At 51.8% G+C, this 16,258-nt stretch carries 18 protein-coding genes; 9 read left to right on the plus strand and 9 right to left on the minus strand.

Features of this window, described 5'->3' with window-relative positions:
* Positions 1-217: 217 nt before the first annotated feature.
* The 6 genes from JYB85_RS09330 (at position 218) to efp (ending at position 4,071) form a co-directional block, all read left to right on the plus strand.
* The gene (locus tag JYB85_RS09330) at positions 218-988 is read left to right on the plus strand and encodes an alpha/beta fold hydrolase (RefSeq protein WP_407695889.1); all 771 of its coding nucleotides are present in this window, start codon (positions 218-220) and stop codon (positions 986-988) included.
* Between the two features lie 128 nt (positions 989-1,116).
* Positions 1,117-1,338: a DUF2788 domain-containing protein gene (locus JYB85_RS09335; RefSeq protein WP_207379097.1), complete on the plus strand. Its 222-nt coding sequence runs from the start codon at positions 1,117-1,119 to the stop codon at positions 1,336-1,338.
* Positions 1,339-1,347: 9 nt separating this feature from the next.
* On the plus strand, positions 1,348-1,620 hold the full coding sequence (gene ybfE / locus JYB85_RS09340) for a LexA regulated protein (RefSeq protein ID WP_207319806.1): 273 nt from the start codon (positions 1,348-1,350) through the stop codon (positions 1,618-1,620).
* A gap of 54 nt (positions 1,621-1,674) precedes the next feature.
* The gene (gene fldA, locus JYB85_RS09345; RefSeq protein ID WP_207379098.1) at positions 1,675-2,202 is read left to right on the plus strand and encodes a flavodoxin FldA; all 528 of its coding nucleotides are present in this window, start codon (positions 1,675-1,677) and stop codon (positions 2,200-2,202) included.
* Positions 2,203-2,310: 108 nt separating this feature from the next.
* Positions 2,311-3,468, plus strand: coding sequence for an elongation factor P maturation arginine rhamnosyltransferase EarP (gene earP, locus JYB85_RS09350; RefSeq protein WP_207379099.1), 1,158 nt, complete (start codon positions 2,311-2,313; stop codon positions 3,466-3,468).
* Positions 3,469-3,507: 39 nt separating this feature from the next.
* A complete protein-coding gene (efp, locus tag JYB85_RS09355) occupies positions 3,508-4,071 on the plus strand; it encodes an elongation factor P (RefSeq protein ID WP_207379100.1) in 564 nt (187 codons plus the stop codon).
* 78 nt (positions 4,072-4,149) lie between these two features.
* Here the strand turns inward: efp and JYB85_RS09360 are convergent, their stop codons facing one another.
* Positions 4,150-5,271, minus strand: coding sequence for a GGDEF domain-containing protein (locus JYB85_RS09360; RefSeq protein ID WP_207379101.1), 1,122 nt, complete (start codon positions 5,269-5,271; stop codon positions 4,150-4,152).
* A gap of 188 nt (positions 5,272-5,459) precedes the next feature.
* The gene (locus tag JYB85_RS09365; RefSeq protein ID WP_207379102.1) at positions 5,460-6,839 is read right to left on the minus strand and encodes a Na+/H+ antiporter NhaC family protein; all 1,380 of its coding nucleotides are present in this window, start codon (positions 6,837-6,839) and stop codon (positions 5,460-5,462) included.
* A gap of 610 nt (positions 6,840-7,449) precedes the next feature.
* On the opposite strand from JYB85_RS09365, the gene JYB85_RS09370 reads away from it, so the two are divergent.
* The 3 genes from JYB85_RS09370 to JYB85_RS09380 all read left to right on the plus strand — a co-directional run bounded on the left by JYB85_RS09370 (position 7,450) and on the right by JYB85_RS09380 (position 10,936).
* Complete coding sequence (locus JYB85_RS09370; protein ID WP_207379103.1) at positions 7,450-8,664, plus strand: pyridoxal phosphate-dependent aminotransferase; 1,215 nt, start codon at positions 7,450-7,452, stop codon at positions 8,662-8,664.
* Between the two features lie 347 nt (positions 8,665-9,011).
* Complete coding sequence (gene yfbR / locus JYB85_RS09375) at positions 9,012-9,599, plus strand: 5'-deoxynucleotidase (RefSeq protein WP_207379104.1); 588 nt, start codon at positions 9,012-9,014, stop codon at positions 9,597-9,599.
* 8 nt (positions 9,600-9,607) lie between these two features.
* Complete coding sequence (locus tag JYB85_RS09380) at positions 9,608-10,936, plus strand: anti-phage deoxyguanosine triphosphatase (RefSeq protein ID WP_207379105.1); 1,329 nt, start codon at positions 9,608-9,610, stop codon at positions 10,934-10,936.
* A 57-nt stretch (positions 10,937-10,993) separates the two neighbouring features.
* Here the strand turns inward: JYB85_RS09380 and JYB85_RS09385 are convergent, their stop codons facing one another.
* From JYB85_RS09385 to JYB85_RS09415, 7 genes are all read right to left on the minus strand, one after another.
* Complete coding sequence (locus JYB85_RS09385) at positions 10,994-11,431, minus strand: hypothetical protein (RefSeq protein ID WP_207379106.1); 438 nt, start codon at positions 11,429-11,431, stop codon at positions 10,994-10,996.
* A gap of 100 nt (positions 11,432-11,531) precedes the next feature.
* Positions 11,532-11,873 carry a hypothetical protein gene (locus JYB85_RS09390; protein ID WP_207379107.1) on the minus strand — a complete coding sequence of 114 codons (342 nt, stop codon included), beginning with the start codon at positions 11,871-11,873 and terminating at the stop codon, positions 11,532-11,534.
* Positions 11,874-12,000: 127 nt separating this feature from the next.
* Positions 12,001-12,627, minus strand: a complete 627-nt coding sequence (locus tag JYB85_RS09395) for a transposase (protein ID WP_207379108.1) — start codon at positions 12,625-12,627, stop codon at positions 12,001-12,003.
* Positions 12,628-12,709: 82 nt separating this feature from the next.
* Positions 12,710-13,372: a hypothetical protein gene (locus JYB85_RS09400; RefSeq protein ID WP_207379109.1), complete on the minus strand. Its 663-nt coding sequence runs from the start codon at positions 13,370-13,372 to the stop codon at positions 12,710-12,712.
* A complete protein-coding gene (locus JYB85_RS09405; RefSeq protein WP_207379110.1) occupies positions 13,365-13,859 on the minus strand; it encodes a hypothetical protein in 495 nt (164 codons plus the stop codon). Before JYB85_RS09405 ends, JYB85_RS09400 begins: the two co-directional genes overlap by 8 nt.
* Positions 13,860-14,694: 835 nt before the next feature.
* On the minus strand, positions 14,695-15,063 hold the full coding sequence (locus JYB85_RS09410; protein WP_207379111.1) for a hypothetical protein: 369 nt from the start codon (positions 15,061-15,063) through the stop codon (positions 14,695-14,697).
* Between the two features lie 69 nt (positions 15,064-15,132).
* Positions 15,133-15,813, minus strand: coding sequence for a hypothetical protein (locus JYB85_RS09415; RefSeq protein ID WP_207379112.1), 681 nt, complete (start codon positions 15,811-15,813; stop codon positions 15,133-15,135).
* Positions 15,814-16,258: the final 445 nt, after the last annotated feature.

Raw genomic sequence — 16,258 nt, forward strand, 5'->3', positions numbered from 1 at the left:
TCCGGCAAAGGGAGTAAGGCCACCAGTGTAGACAGTTATGAATCTTTGATAAAGCACTCTTAATTCAAAACTTGTGGCCTTTTAACTGCCTTGCGGCCATGACAGTTTAAAAAGCCAGCGAACGGTTCACGGCTACCGACAACTTGATCCCTTTGGGTCCGCCATGCACAATTGCGCACCATTGAAAAGGCGGCAGCAGCGGAACACACACATGCACATCAACAGAGCCATCGGCGGCCAGGGGCCGGCAATAGTGCTTATTCATGGTCTTTTTGGCGATCTGGATAACCTCAAGTCGCTGGGACAAAGTTTGCAAAGCGATTACAGGGTCATACGGGTGGATGTGCCCAACCACGGCAACAGCCCCCATTGGGACACCATGGACTACCCCGCCCTGGCCGATGCCATGGTAGCCATGCTGGATGAGGAAGGTATGGACAAGGCGCTGTTTATCGGTCACTCCATGGGCGGCAAAATCGCCATGGCCACGGCCCTGTGCCACCCCGAGCGCGTCAGTGGCGTAGTGGCTGCCGATATCTCGCCGGTCGCTTATCCCCACAGACATCAGCTGGTGTTCCAGGCGCTGACCAGTTTGCCGCTGGATGGCAGCTGTGACCGCCGCCAGGCCCTGGTGCACATGAAAGATGCCGGTGTTGATGAGGCCACGGCGCAATTTTTGCTGAAAAGTTTTCGCCGCACCGACACAGGCTTTGGCTGGAAGATGAATATTGATGGCCTCAAGCGCAATTACGATGCCCTGATTGGCTGGCCGTTCCACACGATCAGCTATTCCGGCCCCACCCTGTTTGTCCGCGGCGGCGATTCCGACTATGTCAAAGCCGAGCACAAGGACGCCATTCTGGCCCAGTTTCCAGCGGTGCAGCTGAAATCCATCGCCGCCACGGGTCACTGGCTGCATGCCCAGAAACCCGAGCTGTTCAATCGTCTGGTGAAAGGATTTGTTGACAGCCTGGCGCTGCCACTCTGAGTTAACTGAAACTTGTGCTCTGGCAGGCGGTAGCGGGCACTTTATCTATGTGATATATTCCCGCCTCTTCCAATCCCGGCGGCCCTGCAGCCGGAATGATTAGCAGCGGGAATCAGGAGAAGCAGTCGATGTTGTCCCAGTACATGGAGCAGATAGAGACCATAGGCCTCAATCTGTTTTTTGCCAGTATCTTCTTTTTTATCGGTATGGCCATCTACGACGTACTGAAGCAGGGCAATGTTCCCAAGTTCGGCCGCTTTATTGTGTGGTTGGTACTTTTTCTCGGCTGCGCCGGTTTTATTGCAAAAGGAATTATCCAGGTGGCCTGGGAAGGTGCAGGCATCGGCTAATTGACTATCATGGCAAAAGAAGCAACAGACAGAATAACAATAGACCTTTTTGCCTCCGAAAAACGCCGCGGTCGTCCCCGCAGCAGTCCCCTTTCTCGGGAGCAACAGCTCAAGGTCAACAAGCGTAACCAGATCCAGCGGGATCGTGCCAAGGGGTTAAAGCGAATAGAGTTAAAAGTGTCACAAGATTTATATGACGCCTTGAACGAAAAAGCTTTGGCCAGTAACATCAGCCGCAGCCAGCTAATCGAATGCATATTGCAGGAACAATTTGGCGGTTGAATCCGGCTTTAAACGATTGATTGCAATCGCGAACTACATATTAAAGGAAAGACAATGGCTACTGTAGGTCTTTTTTTCGGGAGTGACACAGGTAACACCGAAGCTGTCGCCAAGATGATCCAGAAAAAACTGGGCAAAAACATGGTGGATGTCAAAGACATCGCCAAGAGCACCAAGGAGCAGATCGCCGAATACGACCTGCTGCTGTTCGGGATCCCGACCTGGTATTATGGTGAAGCCCAGTGTGATTGGGACGACTTCTTCCCCGAGCTGGAACAGATAGACTTTACCGACAAGCTGGTGGCCATTTTCGGTTGCGGCGATCAGGAAGACTATGCCGAGTATTTCCTTGATGCCATGGGCATGGTACGCGACATAGTGGAAGCCCGCGGCGGTATCATCATCGGCCATTGGCCCACTGCCGGTTACAACTTTGAAGCCTCCAAGGGTCTGGCGGATGACGACCACTTCGTGGGTCTGGGCATTGACGAAGACCGTCAACCCGAGCTGACCGAAGAGCGCGTCGACGCCTGGGTGAAGCAAATTTACGAAGAAATGTGTCTGGCCGAACTGGAAGATTAATTCCCCGGACATCAATACTGAAGCGGCCATAGGTGCCGCTTTTTTATTCGCGTTTTTCAAGCGCCTTATTTGTACGCCTTATTTATACGTCAAGAGAACAGCAAATAGATGCAACACAGTCACTGGGATATCTTTTGTGCCGTCGTCGACAACTATGGTGACATAGGGGTCACCTGGCGCCTTGCCCGGCAACTGGCCAGCGAACACGGTATAGAGGTGCATCTTTGGGTCGATGACCTTAACAGCTTTGGACATATCCTGCCGGCATTGGATCCCAAGCTCCCTTCCCAAATGGTGGAAGGCATCAGGGTTCTGCAATGGAATACCCCACTCGACCTGCCCTATGTTGCCGGAGAGGTGCTGATCGAAGCCTTTGCCTGCGAGTTGCCCGCCGAGGTGAAACAGGCGGTGAAAGACTCTGCCACAGCGCCCTGCTGGCTCAATCTGGAATACCTGAGCGCCGAAGACTGGGTCGAGGGTTGTCATGGCTTGCCCTCCTTCCAACCCGGTGGCATCAACAAATACTTTTATATGCCCGGCTTCAGCGCCGCCACAGGTGGTCTTATCTGCGAGACTGGACTGTTTGAGGCAAGGGCCGCCTGGCAGGCCGACAGCAGCAACAAGATGGCGCTGTTCCAACAGCTGGGCCTTGGCGGCATACAGGCAGAGGATAAGGTCATCAGCGTCTTCAGCTATGAAACCGAGGCCCTGCCTGCCCTGTGCGAACTCTGGTCCGAAGGCCAGCAGCGGGTCCATGCCCTCATCCCCAAGGGCCGCAGTTTCAACAGTCTTAAAGCCTTGCTGCCCGGCCCGGTGGAAGCCCTGACACCCGGGCAGCGGATTGAGCTCGGCAATCTGACCCTGCATGTGCTGCCGATGACGGATCAGCAGGGCTACGATCGCCTGCTGTGGAGCTGTGATTTCAACATAGTGCGCGGCGAAGACTCCTTTTTGCGCGCCCAATGGGCCGCAAGACCCTTCATTTGGCACATTTATCAGCAGGAAGAAGATTACCACCTGGTAAAATTAGAAGCTTTTATGCAACTTTACTGCGATAATCTGGCTTCTGAAATTGCAGATTGCTGGCGGAACCTCAACCTGGCGTTCAATCAGCAGCAGGCGACGGCAGTGCAAACGCACTGGCGACATATTGATTCGCTCGCCGAGCCCTTGCTGGCCCATGCCGGACAATGGCCAGGCGATGCACTTAAGACGACAGATCTGGCTACAAGACTAGTGCAATTCGTCAAAAAATCGTTAAGATAGCGCCTTTAGTAAAACGTCCAAGATATAGGAAATTTAGTAATGAAAACTGCTCATGAAATCCGTCCCGGTAACGTGATCATGTTTAATGACGCCCCTTGGGTTGTTCAAAAAACTGAAACTACTCGTTCAGGCCGTAACGCTGCCATCGTTAAAATGAAGCTGAAGCACGTGCTGATCGACTCTTCTACCGAGACCACCTTCAAGGGTGAAGACAAGATGGACGTTATCGTTCTGGAGCGTCTGGATTGCACCTACTCCTACTTTGCCGATCCTATGTACGTATTCATGGACGCTGAATACAACCAGTACGACGTAGAAGCCGAAAACGTGGGCGATGCCGCCAAGTTTATCGTTGACGGTATGGAAGACACCTGCCAGGTTACCTTCTACGAAGGTAAGGCCATCAGCGTTGAACTGCCAACCACTATCGTACGTGAAGTGGGTTACACCGAGCCTTCTGCCCGTGGTGACACTTCCGGCAAGGTTATGAAGCCAGCCAAACTGGTAGGTACCGACATCGAGCTGATGGTTGCCGACTTCGTTAAAGAAGGCGACAAGATCGAAATCGATACCCGTACCGGTGAATTCAAGAAGCGCGTGTAATTCCCGCTGCTGAATCCCGAATTGATAAAAAGGCCAGCAATTTGCTGGCCTTTTTAATTTCCGTTCCACTCAAAGGTGTCAGGCAACTTCTACCCGGTTGCGGCCGGCTGTCTTGGCCCTATACAGGGCGTTATCGGCCCTTTCAACCAATTCTGCCAGATCTTCCGGCCCCTGCCACTGGGCCAAACCGATACTGGTGGTAAAGCGCACTTCCTCGCCGTCATCGGTTGTCACCAGCAGGGCTTCGCAGGACTCGCGGATCCGCTCAGCCACATCAAGCGCATGCTTGGCGTCGGTTTCCGGCAGGATCACCAGGAATTCTTCACCGCCATAGCGGCCCACCAAATCCACGTTGCGTACCGCCTTTTGGGCCGCCACGGCAAAGCTTTGCAATACCTTGTCGCCCACCAGGTGACCATACTGATCGTTAACCCGCTTAAATCTGTCCAGATCGAGCAGCAGCACTGTTACGCTGCGCAAATATCTGTCCGCCCTGAGCACCTCGGTCTGCAGACGTTCAAACAGGGCGCGGCGGTTAAACAGGCCAGTCAGCGGATCCCGGGTTGCCTGTCGATACAGGCTCACCAACATAAACAGTTGCGACATCTGGGCCCACAGGGTCAGCGCAACCAAGAGGATCAGGGTCATCATCAGCTCCTGGGGGATCTGATAACCACTCATCTGCGAGGCCAACAGCACGCTGAAAAACACTGGCAGCGCCAGCACCATGCCTTCAATCAGGGTCAGCGGAAACACCGCCAGCTGAACGGCGGTGATCAGAGGATAATACTGATAGATCTGCTGGCTCTGCTCCAGCAGCTGGGCACTGTAGACATAGAACGCCGATGGAATAAGTACCAGCAAGGCCAATCTGATGCGCGCCATCAGCAGGCTGGAACTGCGCCCCTGCCAGAACACCAGCCCCATAAAGCCCGCGGCCATAAAGCTCCTGGCCGGTACCATGGCCTGAAACTGCGCCAGCGGCATACTGATATAGTCCAGAATCATCCAGCCCAGCGCCACCAACATGTAAATGGCGGCCAGCGCCTGCACCCTGTGGTGTATTTGGCTGGCCCGTGAGCCATCGAAATCCTTGGTATGATCCCGATTGGAAAACAGGTCACCGAACTGTAATAAGCGTTGCCATCTCATTATCAGTGGCATGGGCTCTGCTTGAGCCGAAACCTGGGATTTGGTCATGTTTGTCCTTGTTATTCAACGGCTGGCCCTGGAGCTACCGATTTGTCTTAGTTATCTGAGCCTAAACTAACCTAAATTAATGACTTTCTGTTTGAGCAACATCAAATATACGAACACTGGCGCAATAAAGCGCAAAAAAACGCCATAAAAAAACCGGCCTGAGGCCGGTTTCTTTTCATGGAAGGAAATCAGGCGATAAGCACAAACCCCACAAAGGCCAGAGCCGCAGCTATCATGGCATAGGGCAACTGGGTCACCGCATGGCTGACCAGATCGCATCCCGAGCCCTGGGCCGCCAGTACGGTGGAGTCGGAGTAGAAACAGGCCTGGCTGCCAAAGGACGAGGCCGACAGCAGCGCACCTATCACCAGAGGGATGTCAGCACCGACGGAATGGGCCAAGGGCATCACAATGGGAATGGTCACGGCGAAAATACCCCAGCTGGAGCCTGTGGCAAAGGCCAGTACCGCCATGGCCAGGAACACCACCGCAGGCAGCAACTGCGCCGTCATAAAGGGGCTCAGGGTGTCAATAACGTATTGGGGCAGCAGCAGGCTGTCACAGACGTCCTTGAAAATAAAGGCGGCGATAACCGTGCCTATGGCAGGCAGCATGTTTTTAAAGCCATCGATCATCTGCTCCATCATCTCGGACAGTGGCATCAGCTTTTGCACCGCATAGTAAGGCAGGGTGACCACCAGGGTCGCCAGCAGGCCTTTCCAAACGTCGATATCGAAATACACGGTGAAACCGACCATCAGCAGCAGCGGCACCAGGAAGTTATGCAGCTTGCCATCCTTATGGGCGGTTTCGAACTCTTCTTCCATGGCCTGCACCGCATAATCATCCGAGGTGTGCACATGACGCATATTGGCGTCGTGCTGCTCTTCCACCGCAGCCGCCTTGAGTTCGGCGCGCTTCATGGGCCCCAGCGCCGGTACCAGCCCAAGCGCCACCAACAGCACCATGGCCACGGCAAACCAGGCATAGAGCATGTAAGGAATGGCCGACATATAGACGCTGATCCCCTGCCCCTCGTCCGCCACACCGTTGTCCACCAACAGGCCACCGAAGAACACCGCCCAGGTGGATACCGGCACCAGCACGCACACGGGGGCGGCGGTGGAGTCCACCACATAGGCCAGCATCTCGCGGGACACCTTGTACTTGTCGGTCACCCGCTTCATGGTTTCACCCACGGTCAGGGCATTGAGGTAATCGTCGATAAAGATCACCAGACCCAGGATAAAGGTCATAAACAGGGATGAGCGCCGGCCCTTCGCCAGGGCAATGGCCTTGTGGCCGAATGCCAGGGCGCCACCGGTGCGGACCAGCAGGGCTATCAGGGCACCGAAGCTGCCACACACCAGAATAAGCCAGCCTATGGTCTCATCGGCCATCACCTTAAGTGAGGTAGCAGCGAAGTTGTTCAGCATTTCGGCGGGATCAAGCAGCAGCAGACCCACTACCGCACCCACGATAAGAGACAGAATGGGGCGACGCAGCCATACGGCCAGCACCAGCACCACCGCCGGAGGAATTAGACTCAACGCCGTCGGTTCAGACATGCACTCAGGTCCTCAAATAACGCCCATAGGGCTGAAAAAGGATACAAGGTGCCCCAGCTTTCGGGCACCGCTCTGCTTTAGGTTGGCCTGCGATCCGGCACAAATACGAGTCTCAGGGTAAAACATCGCGCAGAAAATAAAACGCAACCCCAAGTGAGTCAACCAGAAATTCCATTCAGTTGCCACTTTTTTGCAACATACCCGGCAAACCCCTTCCATCTTCATGTTTATATTGAAAAAATCAAAGTGATTTATCGATAGAAAACACAAAAAAACTATGGATAAAAATGCACTGCCCCTGCCGGCTACCAAATTTCAAAAAGTCGGTAAAAAGTCGGCAAAAAATACGCAAAAACAAACGCCGACTTCCGGCGGTCAAAAGTCCAGGTTAAATTGGCTGCGGCCAGGGCCAAAACAGCGCAATACCACCTTAAAGGCACTATGAAACAGTTTTATATGCTTTTATGTATGTCAGCAAGCGGCTTTCCCAGACAATAATGCTGCAAAATACCGAAATATTTCAGCTTTATCCCCTTCCAGTGCCCCTGAATTTTCGTTATCGTGCCTAGACTTACTCCGGGCCACAGCATTTCGCAAATCAGAGGTAGCGATGTACCCCATAATCAAATCCAACAAACTGGACAGTGTTTGCTATGACATTCGCGGCCCGGTACACAAGGAAGCCCGCCGCCTGGAAGACGAAGGCCACAGGATCCTCAAGCTCAACATAGGCAACCCGGCTCCCTTCGGTTTTGAAGCGCCGGAAGAAATAGTGCGGGACGTGATCCTCAATCTGCCCACGGCCCAGGGCTATTGCGAATCCAAGGGCCTGTTCTCCGCCCGCAAGGCCATAGTGCAGCACTACCAGTCCCAGGGGATCTTTGGCGTCGACATCGAAGACGTCTACATAGGCAACGGTGTGTCGGAACTGATCATGATGGCGCTGCAGGGCCTGCTCAATACCGACGATGAGGTGCTGATCCCCTCCCCCGACTATCCGCTGTGGACCGCAGCCGCCAACCTCGCCGGGGGCAAGGCGGTGCACTACCACTGCGATGAAGAGGCGGACTGGTTTCCCGACCTTGACGATATCCGCGCCAAAATCACCCCGCGCACCCGCGGCCTGGTGCTGATCAACCCCAACAACCCCACGGGGGCCGTGTACAGCCGCGAGCTGTTGCTGGAAGTAGTGGAAATCTGCCGCCAGCACTCGCTTATCCTGTTTGCCGATGAGATTTACGACAAAATTCTGTACGATGGCGCAGTGCATATCCCCGCCGCCTCGCTTTCCGACGACATACTCACAGTCACCTTCAACGGTCTGTCCAAGGCCTACCGCGCCGCCGGCTTTCGGGTCGGCTGGATGATGCTGTCCGGTAACCTAAAAGCGGCCAAGAGCTATATCGAAGGACTGGAGATGCTGTCCTCCATGCGCCTGTGCGCCAACGTGCCCAACCAGCATGCCGTGCAAACCGCCCTCGGCGGCTACCAGAGCATCAATGAACTCATCTTGCCAAGCGGCCGGTTGACTGTGCAGCGCGATACCTGTGTCGAGTTGCTAAACGCCATTCCCGGGGTCAGCGTCAAAAAACCCAAGGGCGCCCTGTACGCCTTCCCGAAACTGGATGCCAAGAAGTTCAACCTGAGGGATGATGAACGCCTGGTGCTCGACTTGCTCAAGGACAAGAAGATCCTCTTGGTGCAGGGCACGGCCTTTAACTGGCCGGCACCGGATCACCTGCGGGTGGTGTTCCTGCCCCACAAGGAAGATCTGCAAAAGGCGCTGCTGGCCTTTGGCGAGTTTCTTGAGACTTATAGTCAATAGCCATCGTCAATAGCTTTTCGCCAATAGCATCTGGCCGCCGGTAACAGGTGAATGTAATAGAAGCGACAAGGCTGCCCCAGGGGCAGCCTTTTTATTTGCCGTGCATCCGGCTTGCGTCCGGCGGTGGGTAATTTAACTGCCCATTTTCATGCCCTTAGGGTAAAGTGGCTTAGGCGTATTGAGGTTTCGTAATTAGATTCAGTTCATCTTGGCGACACTGTTTTAGACTTGAGAAAAGAGTCGCGAAACGAGGAACCAAGTTTAGTTAAGCTAAATGAGTGACAAGTGGCACTGCTTAAAGAGACATAAGTAAAGTATTGCCAAGGTGAACCAGAGCCGAGGGAAGTATGAGTCATTTCTTTGCCCATCTGGCGCGGATGAAGCTTATCCAGCGCTGGCCCCTGATGTACAACGTGCGTCGGGAAAATGTTCAGGAGCATTCGCTGCAGGTTGCCATGGTTGCACACGCCCTGGCGGTGATCAGCAACAGTGAATTCGGCACAAATCTCGATGCCGACAAGGCCGCCACCCTGGCAATTTTTCACGATGCCAGCGAAATCCTCACCGGCGATCTGCCAACCCCGGTCAAATACTTCAACCGCGAAATCGAGGCCGAGTACAAGAAAATCGAGGCCATCGCCGAGCAGCGCTTGCTGGAACTGGTGCCCGAGGCCTTCAAGGACATCTACCGGCCGCTGCTGTTGGCCGATGACGCCGATCCCACACTCAAGGCCCTGGTCAAATCCGCCGACACCCTGTGTGCCTATTTGAAATGCCTGGAAGAGATCAAGGCCGGCAACCGCGAATTCAATACCGCCCGCACCCGGCTGGAGGCCATGCTCAGGGCCAACACGGATCCTGCGGTCAAGTTCTTCATCGATGTCTATGTGCCCAGCTTCCAGCTGGATCTGGATGAAATCAACAAGATGCTATAGGTGAACCCATGACGTCTCTCTGGCACGATCGTTTTCACGGCGAAGACAAGCACAGGCGCAACGACCACCGCAGTCCCTTCCAGCGGGACAGGGCCAGGATCCTTCACAGCGCCGCCTTTCGCCGCCTGCAGGCCAAAACCCAGGTGCTCGGCGTCGGCATGAACGACTTTTACCGCACCCGCCTGACCCACTCGCTGGAGGTGTCGCAAATAGGCACCGGTATCGCCGCCCAGCTCAGACGCAAACATGCCGAGTACGCGCCACTGCTGGATTCCATGAGCCTGATTGAATCCCTGTGCCTGGCCCACGACATAGGTCATCCCCCCTTTGGCCACGGCGGCGAGGTGGCGCTCAACTACATGATGCGCGAACACGGCGGCTTTGAGGGCAACGGCCAGACCTTCAGAATTCTCACCAAACTGGAGCCCTATACCCCAGGCTTTGGCATGAACCTGTGCCGCCGCACCCTGCTCGGCATTCTCAAGTACCCCGCCCTGGCCTCGAAACTCAGCGGCGATCTGCCAAGCACCCAGGTGGCACACTACCGCCAACTGCGGGCCAAGGACTGGCCGCCGGTCAAGGCGGTCTTTGATGATGATGCCACCATGCTGGAGTGGGTGCTGGCGCCGCTTTGTGATGAAGACAGAAACAAACTCGGCGAGATCTTCCGTCCCGCCGATGCCCGCCATTCCAAGACCCGCCACAAGTCACTGGATGCCACCCTGATGGAGCTGGCGGACGACATAGCCTATGCGGTCCACGATCTGGAAGACGCCATAGTCATGGGCATAGTCCGTCGCGACCAATGGCTGGAGGATGTGGCCCCCGTGCTTTGCAACAACGAAGATGACTGGATCCGCACCGAGCTGGCACAAATCGACCGGGATTTGTTCTCCCGCGAACACCACCTGCGCAAGGACGCCATTGGCACCCTGGTGAACGGCTTTGTCACCGCCATCAGTATCCGCAACAAGGAAGGTTTCGAAGAGCCACTGCTGGCCTGCAATGCCGAACTGGATGCAGGATTTGATACGGCGCTCGCCGCCCTCAAGGCCTTTGTGCTGCGCCACGTGGTGCAAAAACCCGAGTTGCAAATGCTGGAATACAAGGGCCAGCAGATAGTCATGCAGTTGTTTGAGGCCTTCGCCTCGGACCCCGAGCGGCTGTTGCCACACAACACCCAGGCCAGGTGGCGTGCGGCCCACGAACAGGGCCACAACAGCATGCGGGTTATCGCCGACTATATCTCCGGCATGACGGATGAGTTTGCCATGCGGATGCACCAACAATTGTTCAGCCCCCGACTTGGGGGGTTGCATGAGTTGGGACCAGAATGAGGGGGTTGGCTCCCGAGGGGGGAGCCAAGGGATTGGGTGGCTCACCGCCTGCGCTTGTTAGCTGAGCCCCCGTTTTTTGGCTTCTAAATACAGTAACCAATGTAGCAGTAAGTAAAAAGCTGCCCCACCTAGAGCCCACAACACCAGGCTTTCGGCTCCAAACTCCCGCCATTTCAGCATAATAAGAAAACCGAAGACAAAACCAAGCGACGCCCCAGCTAAAGCCGAACCCAATACAGGTTTAAGTTTTTCGGACTTAACCAAGTAGATTTTAGTAAATCCTCTAACTAACTCTCCGGTGCCAATGCAACCAACAAAATAGCCAGCCAACTCGTAGTTTATAATGAATCGCCGATCAAAAATTCTTAATACTAAATCTGCGACTAAAAACAGCACCCAATACACGATTGCATAAATTAATACGGTAACAGCACCGTGAAACTCGGGCCTTGAGTGTTCAAAGAAATAAACAGGGATTCTTTTAAGAAAATCCATTATAGAAACGACTCCATTGTACCTAATACAAAATTTGTGGGAGGGTCTAGAGCAGCGTTAGCCATCTCAGTCACAATAGTAGCGACAAAATTGCTTTATTTTATTTACCCCCGAATCTAGCAGCATTAATTAATTCTTTATTTTTTAATGTTATTCTTTCAATATCACTGGCTTTAATATTACCCTTCTCTAATGCTGTGAGAATTTCAAAATGATAATGTTGATATACACTTACAGGCGGTAATGAATATGGCTTTCCTTTAGCTTTTGCTAATTCATATGAAAACTTGCGATCATTCTCCACCATTTCAGATGCCAGTTTCATTTTTTCTCTTTTCGACTGCGATCTTTGTTGGATAGTTATAGTAATAATCGACGATAGAGCACCAATAATCGCACCTACTAACGCAGATATCAAAGGAATTAAAATTTTAGCTTCCATGTATAATCCTGATGAATATAACGCCGCAATATGGGGCAAATAAATTAGTGACGAAGGCACGCAAGCCAAACATTTTGCATCCCATTAATAATTTCCTTTTAAGACGTCTGTTACTCCCTAAAGTTTATTACTCCCTATAGTTACATGCTGAACACGTCCAACTACCGAACCTTTTCATGCTGCTAGGCAAGGGGCTCAAATACATAGGTTTAGATTTGTTTGAGCAATTTGGGCAAGTAGGTTTATTTGGATCTACTGTTGCGGTAACTCCGAAGTTTGAATTACCGGATTCGCAGTTTGCCTTCCATTTTTTGATAGCTCCATTTAAAGCCGGTTCCATACTCCATGTAGCGGATGTAAAGTCTACCTCATGAATGAATGCGTTCATAACGCCCCTGTCAAAAACACCGCGTGTTACACCTTTATGATGAAACATTATTAAAGGTAACCCTTTTGAGTATGCTAATGCAGCTTCAATATGATTCCATTCTGTTGGAAGTGATAATTCTGCTTCAATTTCATGATCTTTGATTTTTCCCTCAGTAATCAATAATTGAGGAAAACCCAAGATAATTGCACCTTTGCATTCTTCCATTATCTCAATGACTTCATCAAGAGGGGCTTTACTGGGGTAATCACTACTTCCCAGAGTTCTTGGAATTAGCCCTATATTTTGAATTAAGGTTAAAAACACTTCCAACCCAGCATCAAACTCAGGAGATACCCAAGTTGGTCGACTTACGAAAATGTGCACGATATTCTCCTAAACTTCTAACGCAGGGCGTAACCGGCAGACGAAAAAAGCAGGTTTTTGGCAGCCCGGTTGGACGGACTTGTTATGCATCTTTTTTGGGCTCAATTTTCCATGTCATGCGATTACGCGTCCCGCCTTCCACATCAAAATGTTGAACTCGACACCGCTTGTCAGCAGGATGCTTTACGATAGCCACATGATCTAGAGAAAAATCTTTGGCAATGATGTAGCAAAACTGCCCCATGTATGGTCTGCCGACCAAGTGATCACAGTCACCGTATTCAGTACCGCAGATAGAGCATTCTTGCTTTCCCACAATCATTCCAGAGCTAACGAACACTTGAGGAGGAAACACAAGATTTTCTATCGCCTCTAGCTTCCTATTGTGTTTCGCGAGATGTGCAAAACCAGGGTGAGCACGAACTGCATCAATCGAAGCCATCTGAGCAGTAATCAATTCGTCCCATGCGGCATCGGGTTTGTCTTCTTTTAATAACAACCACATCTTTAACTCTGCAACTAAAGCTGATGTGACACAACCACACCCAAGTAGTAGGTTTGCATAATCTTCATTTCCATTCTCGATAGCAGTCGCCATTTCAAGGGCGATTGATTCACGAAATGCCAAGAGATTATTAATAACCTCCTGCTGCAGGACGCTGTCCCTGGCAATAGAGAGAAATACTTCGGCCTCTTTAACCTTCGCATTGAATGCGGAAACAAACGGAGGAAGATTGTTATTCATCTGAAGCAGCCCTAATAACTTCCGGCAGATCCTTCAATCCCTCTGGCGGGCCTTTGTAAGTTATCTTCTTGCAAAGTTTGCTTTTTGATCGCTCCACCACAATATCCATCTGCACCACATTTTCGCCGCTCATACCCTTAAAGTAATCGGTGGCATAGTTTGCAATAACACTAAGCGCAACGGATAAATAGGAGGCATTCTGCGAAAGCACGCCAACAGACACAAACAGAGTTGGGGCCACCCACTCGAACGCATTGTTTTGGATATATGGAGGGCGCTGCCCCTTGGAAACCAGCTCGTCCAATGGAATATTGGATGTTCTCAATAGCGTCCTGACAGTCGCACTCTGAGAGACTTGGCGAAAGTTGGAAATATCGGAGGCCGTATCAAAGTTGGAAGGCAGCAAAGTTAGTCCAGTTGGACTGAAGCAGCCTAAGTCGGCAATCCGCTTGCGAACGTCGATATATTCAGAGATGGTTGTGGTCATAGCGTTGGGTGAACCTTGAGATGTATAACATTTGTATAGTGCGCATGCGCATAATCTCCCCGCGTAGCTGCTACCGCCCTCTGACCACTTGGTGAATTGCTTGCAACACACTGTTTTTAAATTTGATTTCTACGTTAACAAAAATCATTCGAGGGGAAAAGTGCACATGTGCATGATTTCTGTCGTTTTACTCCTTGTAATCAGCATCTTGGCAGAGGTTGCTACTGTTCGGCAAGTGGAAAAATGATGTGTATCAAGCCTTTTACCTTAAGCAACACTGCCCGACGTTGCAGAAGAAATAAGATAGCCGCTGTGCCAGCGGCACAAAGTCGTGGGTCTCCAACCCACACCCGGCCAAGAGGGGCTCATCAGCAAGCCCCTCTTGGATCACCCTGCCGCCCCCCGATCGGAGCCGAAAACCCCTCGGCCTTGTACTGAAAATTGGCTAACACGCCAGACGCTCATCCCTGATTCGACTGGCGCTGCTTCGGCATCCATGCCTCGCCACGCCATTTTCAGCAACGTCCTCGGCGGCTCCAAAGGGGGGACATTCGGGTGCAACAGTCCGGCATCTGAGTCGCTGTTAAACAAATTCAATGATGCTGCCAGTGCCAGAGTGGAACACCCATTTATTAGCACCGCCGCACCAGTGACCATCGGCGACAGGGATGTCGCCGGTGAGCCTACATGGAAGTATCCACGGCGTGTTACTGGGGTGGCGGTGCGAAAGCGCACCGCAGGTGATTAATTGCATCCAACGCTGGATGTCAGCACAAAGCACAAGATAGCCGCTGTGCCTGCGGACAAAGTCGCGGCTTTCCTGATGAGGGGTAAATCAGGGTTGAACAGCAAACTTCCAGTTATCTCTGTTTGCGTAGAACACCCAATTCAACTGTTCGGAAACCAGGTAGACAAAAAGGATGTCTGTGGTTTCCTGGAAGCGCTTGAAGTTAGGCCAGTTCAAAATAAATGACTCTTCCAGTCGTTTTTGAGTATTTGTATCCTTGTACACCCGCTCAAAGGTTTCAAAGGCATAAACCTCTTGCCCGATAAAAGGCCCAAGGCACTGATTAAATTCGGCTTCTTTCAGCCAACCACGGTCCACAGAGATCTGGGCGCCCACCAACTCCCAATCTGGATTTGTCAGGCATAATTCGAGATCCTGCTCGGGATTTAAGATCTTGGATAAACAGGAGAAATTCATAACTCAGGCCGTGATGCAAAGTGTGGCCGCAGCATGCGCGGATTAGTCTTCATTTGTCTTGTTCATCCACTATGCCTTTGTCACTTGGAGCAGCTGTTTCTTGGCAATCGAACTAAAGTCAGCAACAGATATTTTTTCGATAAAAACCGACTCATTCACCTGATACATCAGCGAAATTTCAGCACCATCTTCGCTTACTTTATAGTCTATGAGCGAATCAATATCAGACAATAAGGTTTTAAGGCCTGTACCATCAGGCTTGGACAGCGAAATTGCCAACTTGTCATTTTTATCAAACTTCGAGTTGTGATTGGTATCTTTATAAACAATTGAATACAGGAACGCCATCACCGGTTCTTTGCTGCTATAGCCGCCGACTTTAAGGGCATGCATTTGGTCAATCAGATATTTATTGCTCGTTAGCAACCAAGTCGAGTTGATGTCTTGTCCTTTTACAAATAGAACGTTTCTCAGGGCTCCATAAGCACCGCCTGAGCTGAATGAGGTGCCGCTATCTCTTTCGCGAAGGCTTACATATGACGAGTCTGTGCCAGCAACGCCTTCAATACTGCCTAGAATAAGCTCGACGCTTTCCTCAGCATTGTTATCGATTTTTACTGCTCGCTTATTTTCCCATTCGTTCGATAGTAGGTTTACATAAGTAAATGTTCCCAACCCCGCGATAAGCAAGAGCATGAGAGCTATCGAATTGAACCTGTTAACAAACCTAAAAAATCCGTTTTCGTTCATTAAGTATCTCCCTATAAAAGTATGACGCTTTGCGTTATAGGCATGGTCGGCAAACCTACCTGCCTTCTCTTTATCTCTTTGATTCGGCATCTTGGCAGAGACTCTCTCTGTTCGGCAAGTGGAAAAATGATGTGTGTCAAGCCTTTTGCCCGAAGCTGCGAGAGTGCTAAAGGGGAACACCTAAAAATTAGCACTGCCGCACCAGTGACCGTCCGAGCCATGGATGGCGAGGGGAGCCTACATGGACGTATTCACGGCGTGTCACGGGTGTGGCAGTGCGAAAGCGCACCGCAGGTGATTTATAGCACTGAAGCTGGAAGTTTCTGTTGGAGCATGAGATAGCCGCTTTGCAAGCGGCATAAAATCGCGGCCTTCCAGCCCGCCTCCGGGCAAGGGGCTTTGCTCATCCAAAGCCCCTTGCATCCCAAAGGATGCCCCACCGACG

It is taken from the genome of Shewanella sedimentimangrovi (genome assembly GCF_017354965.1).
GTDB classification, from domain to species: Bacteria; Pseudomonadota; Gammaproteobacteria; order Enterobacterales; family Shewanellaceae; genus Shewanella; species Shewanella cyperi.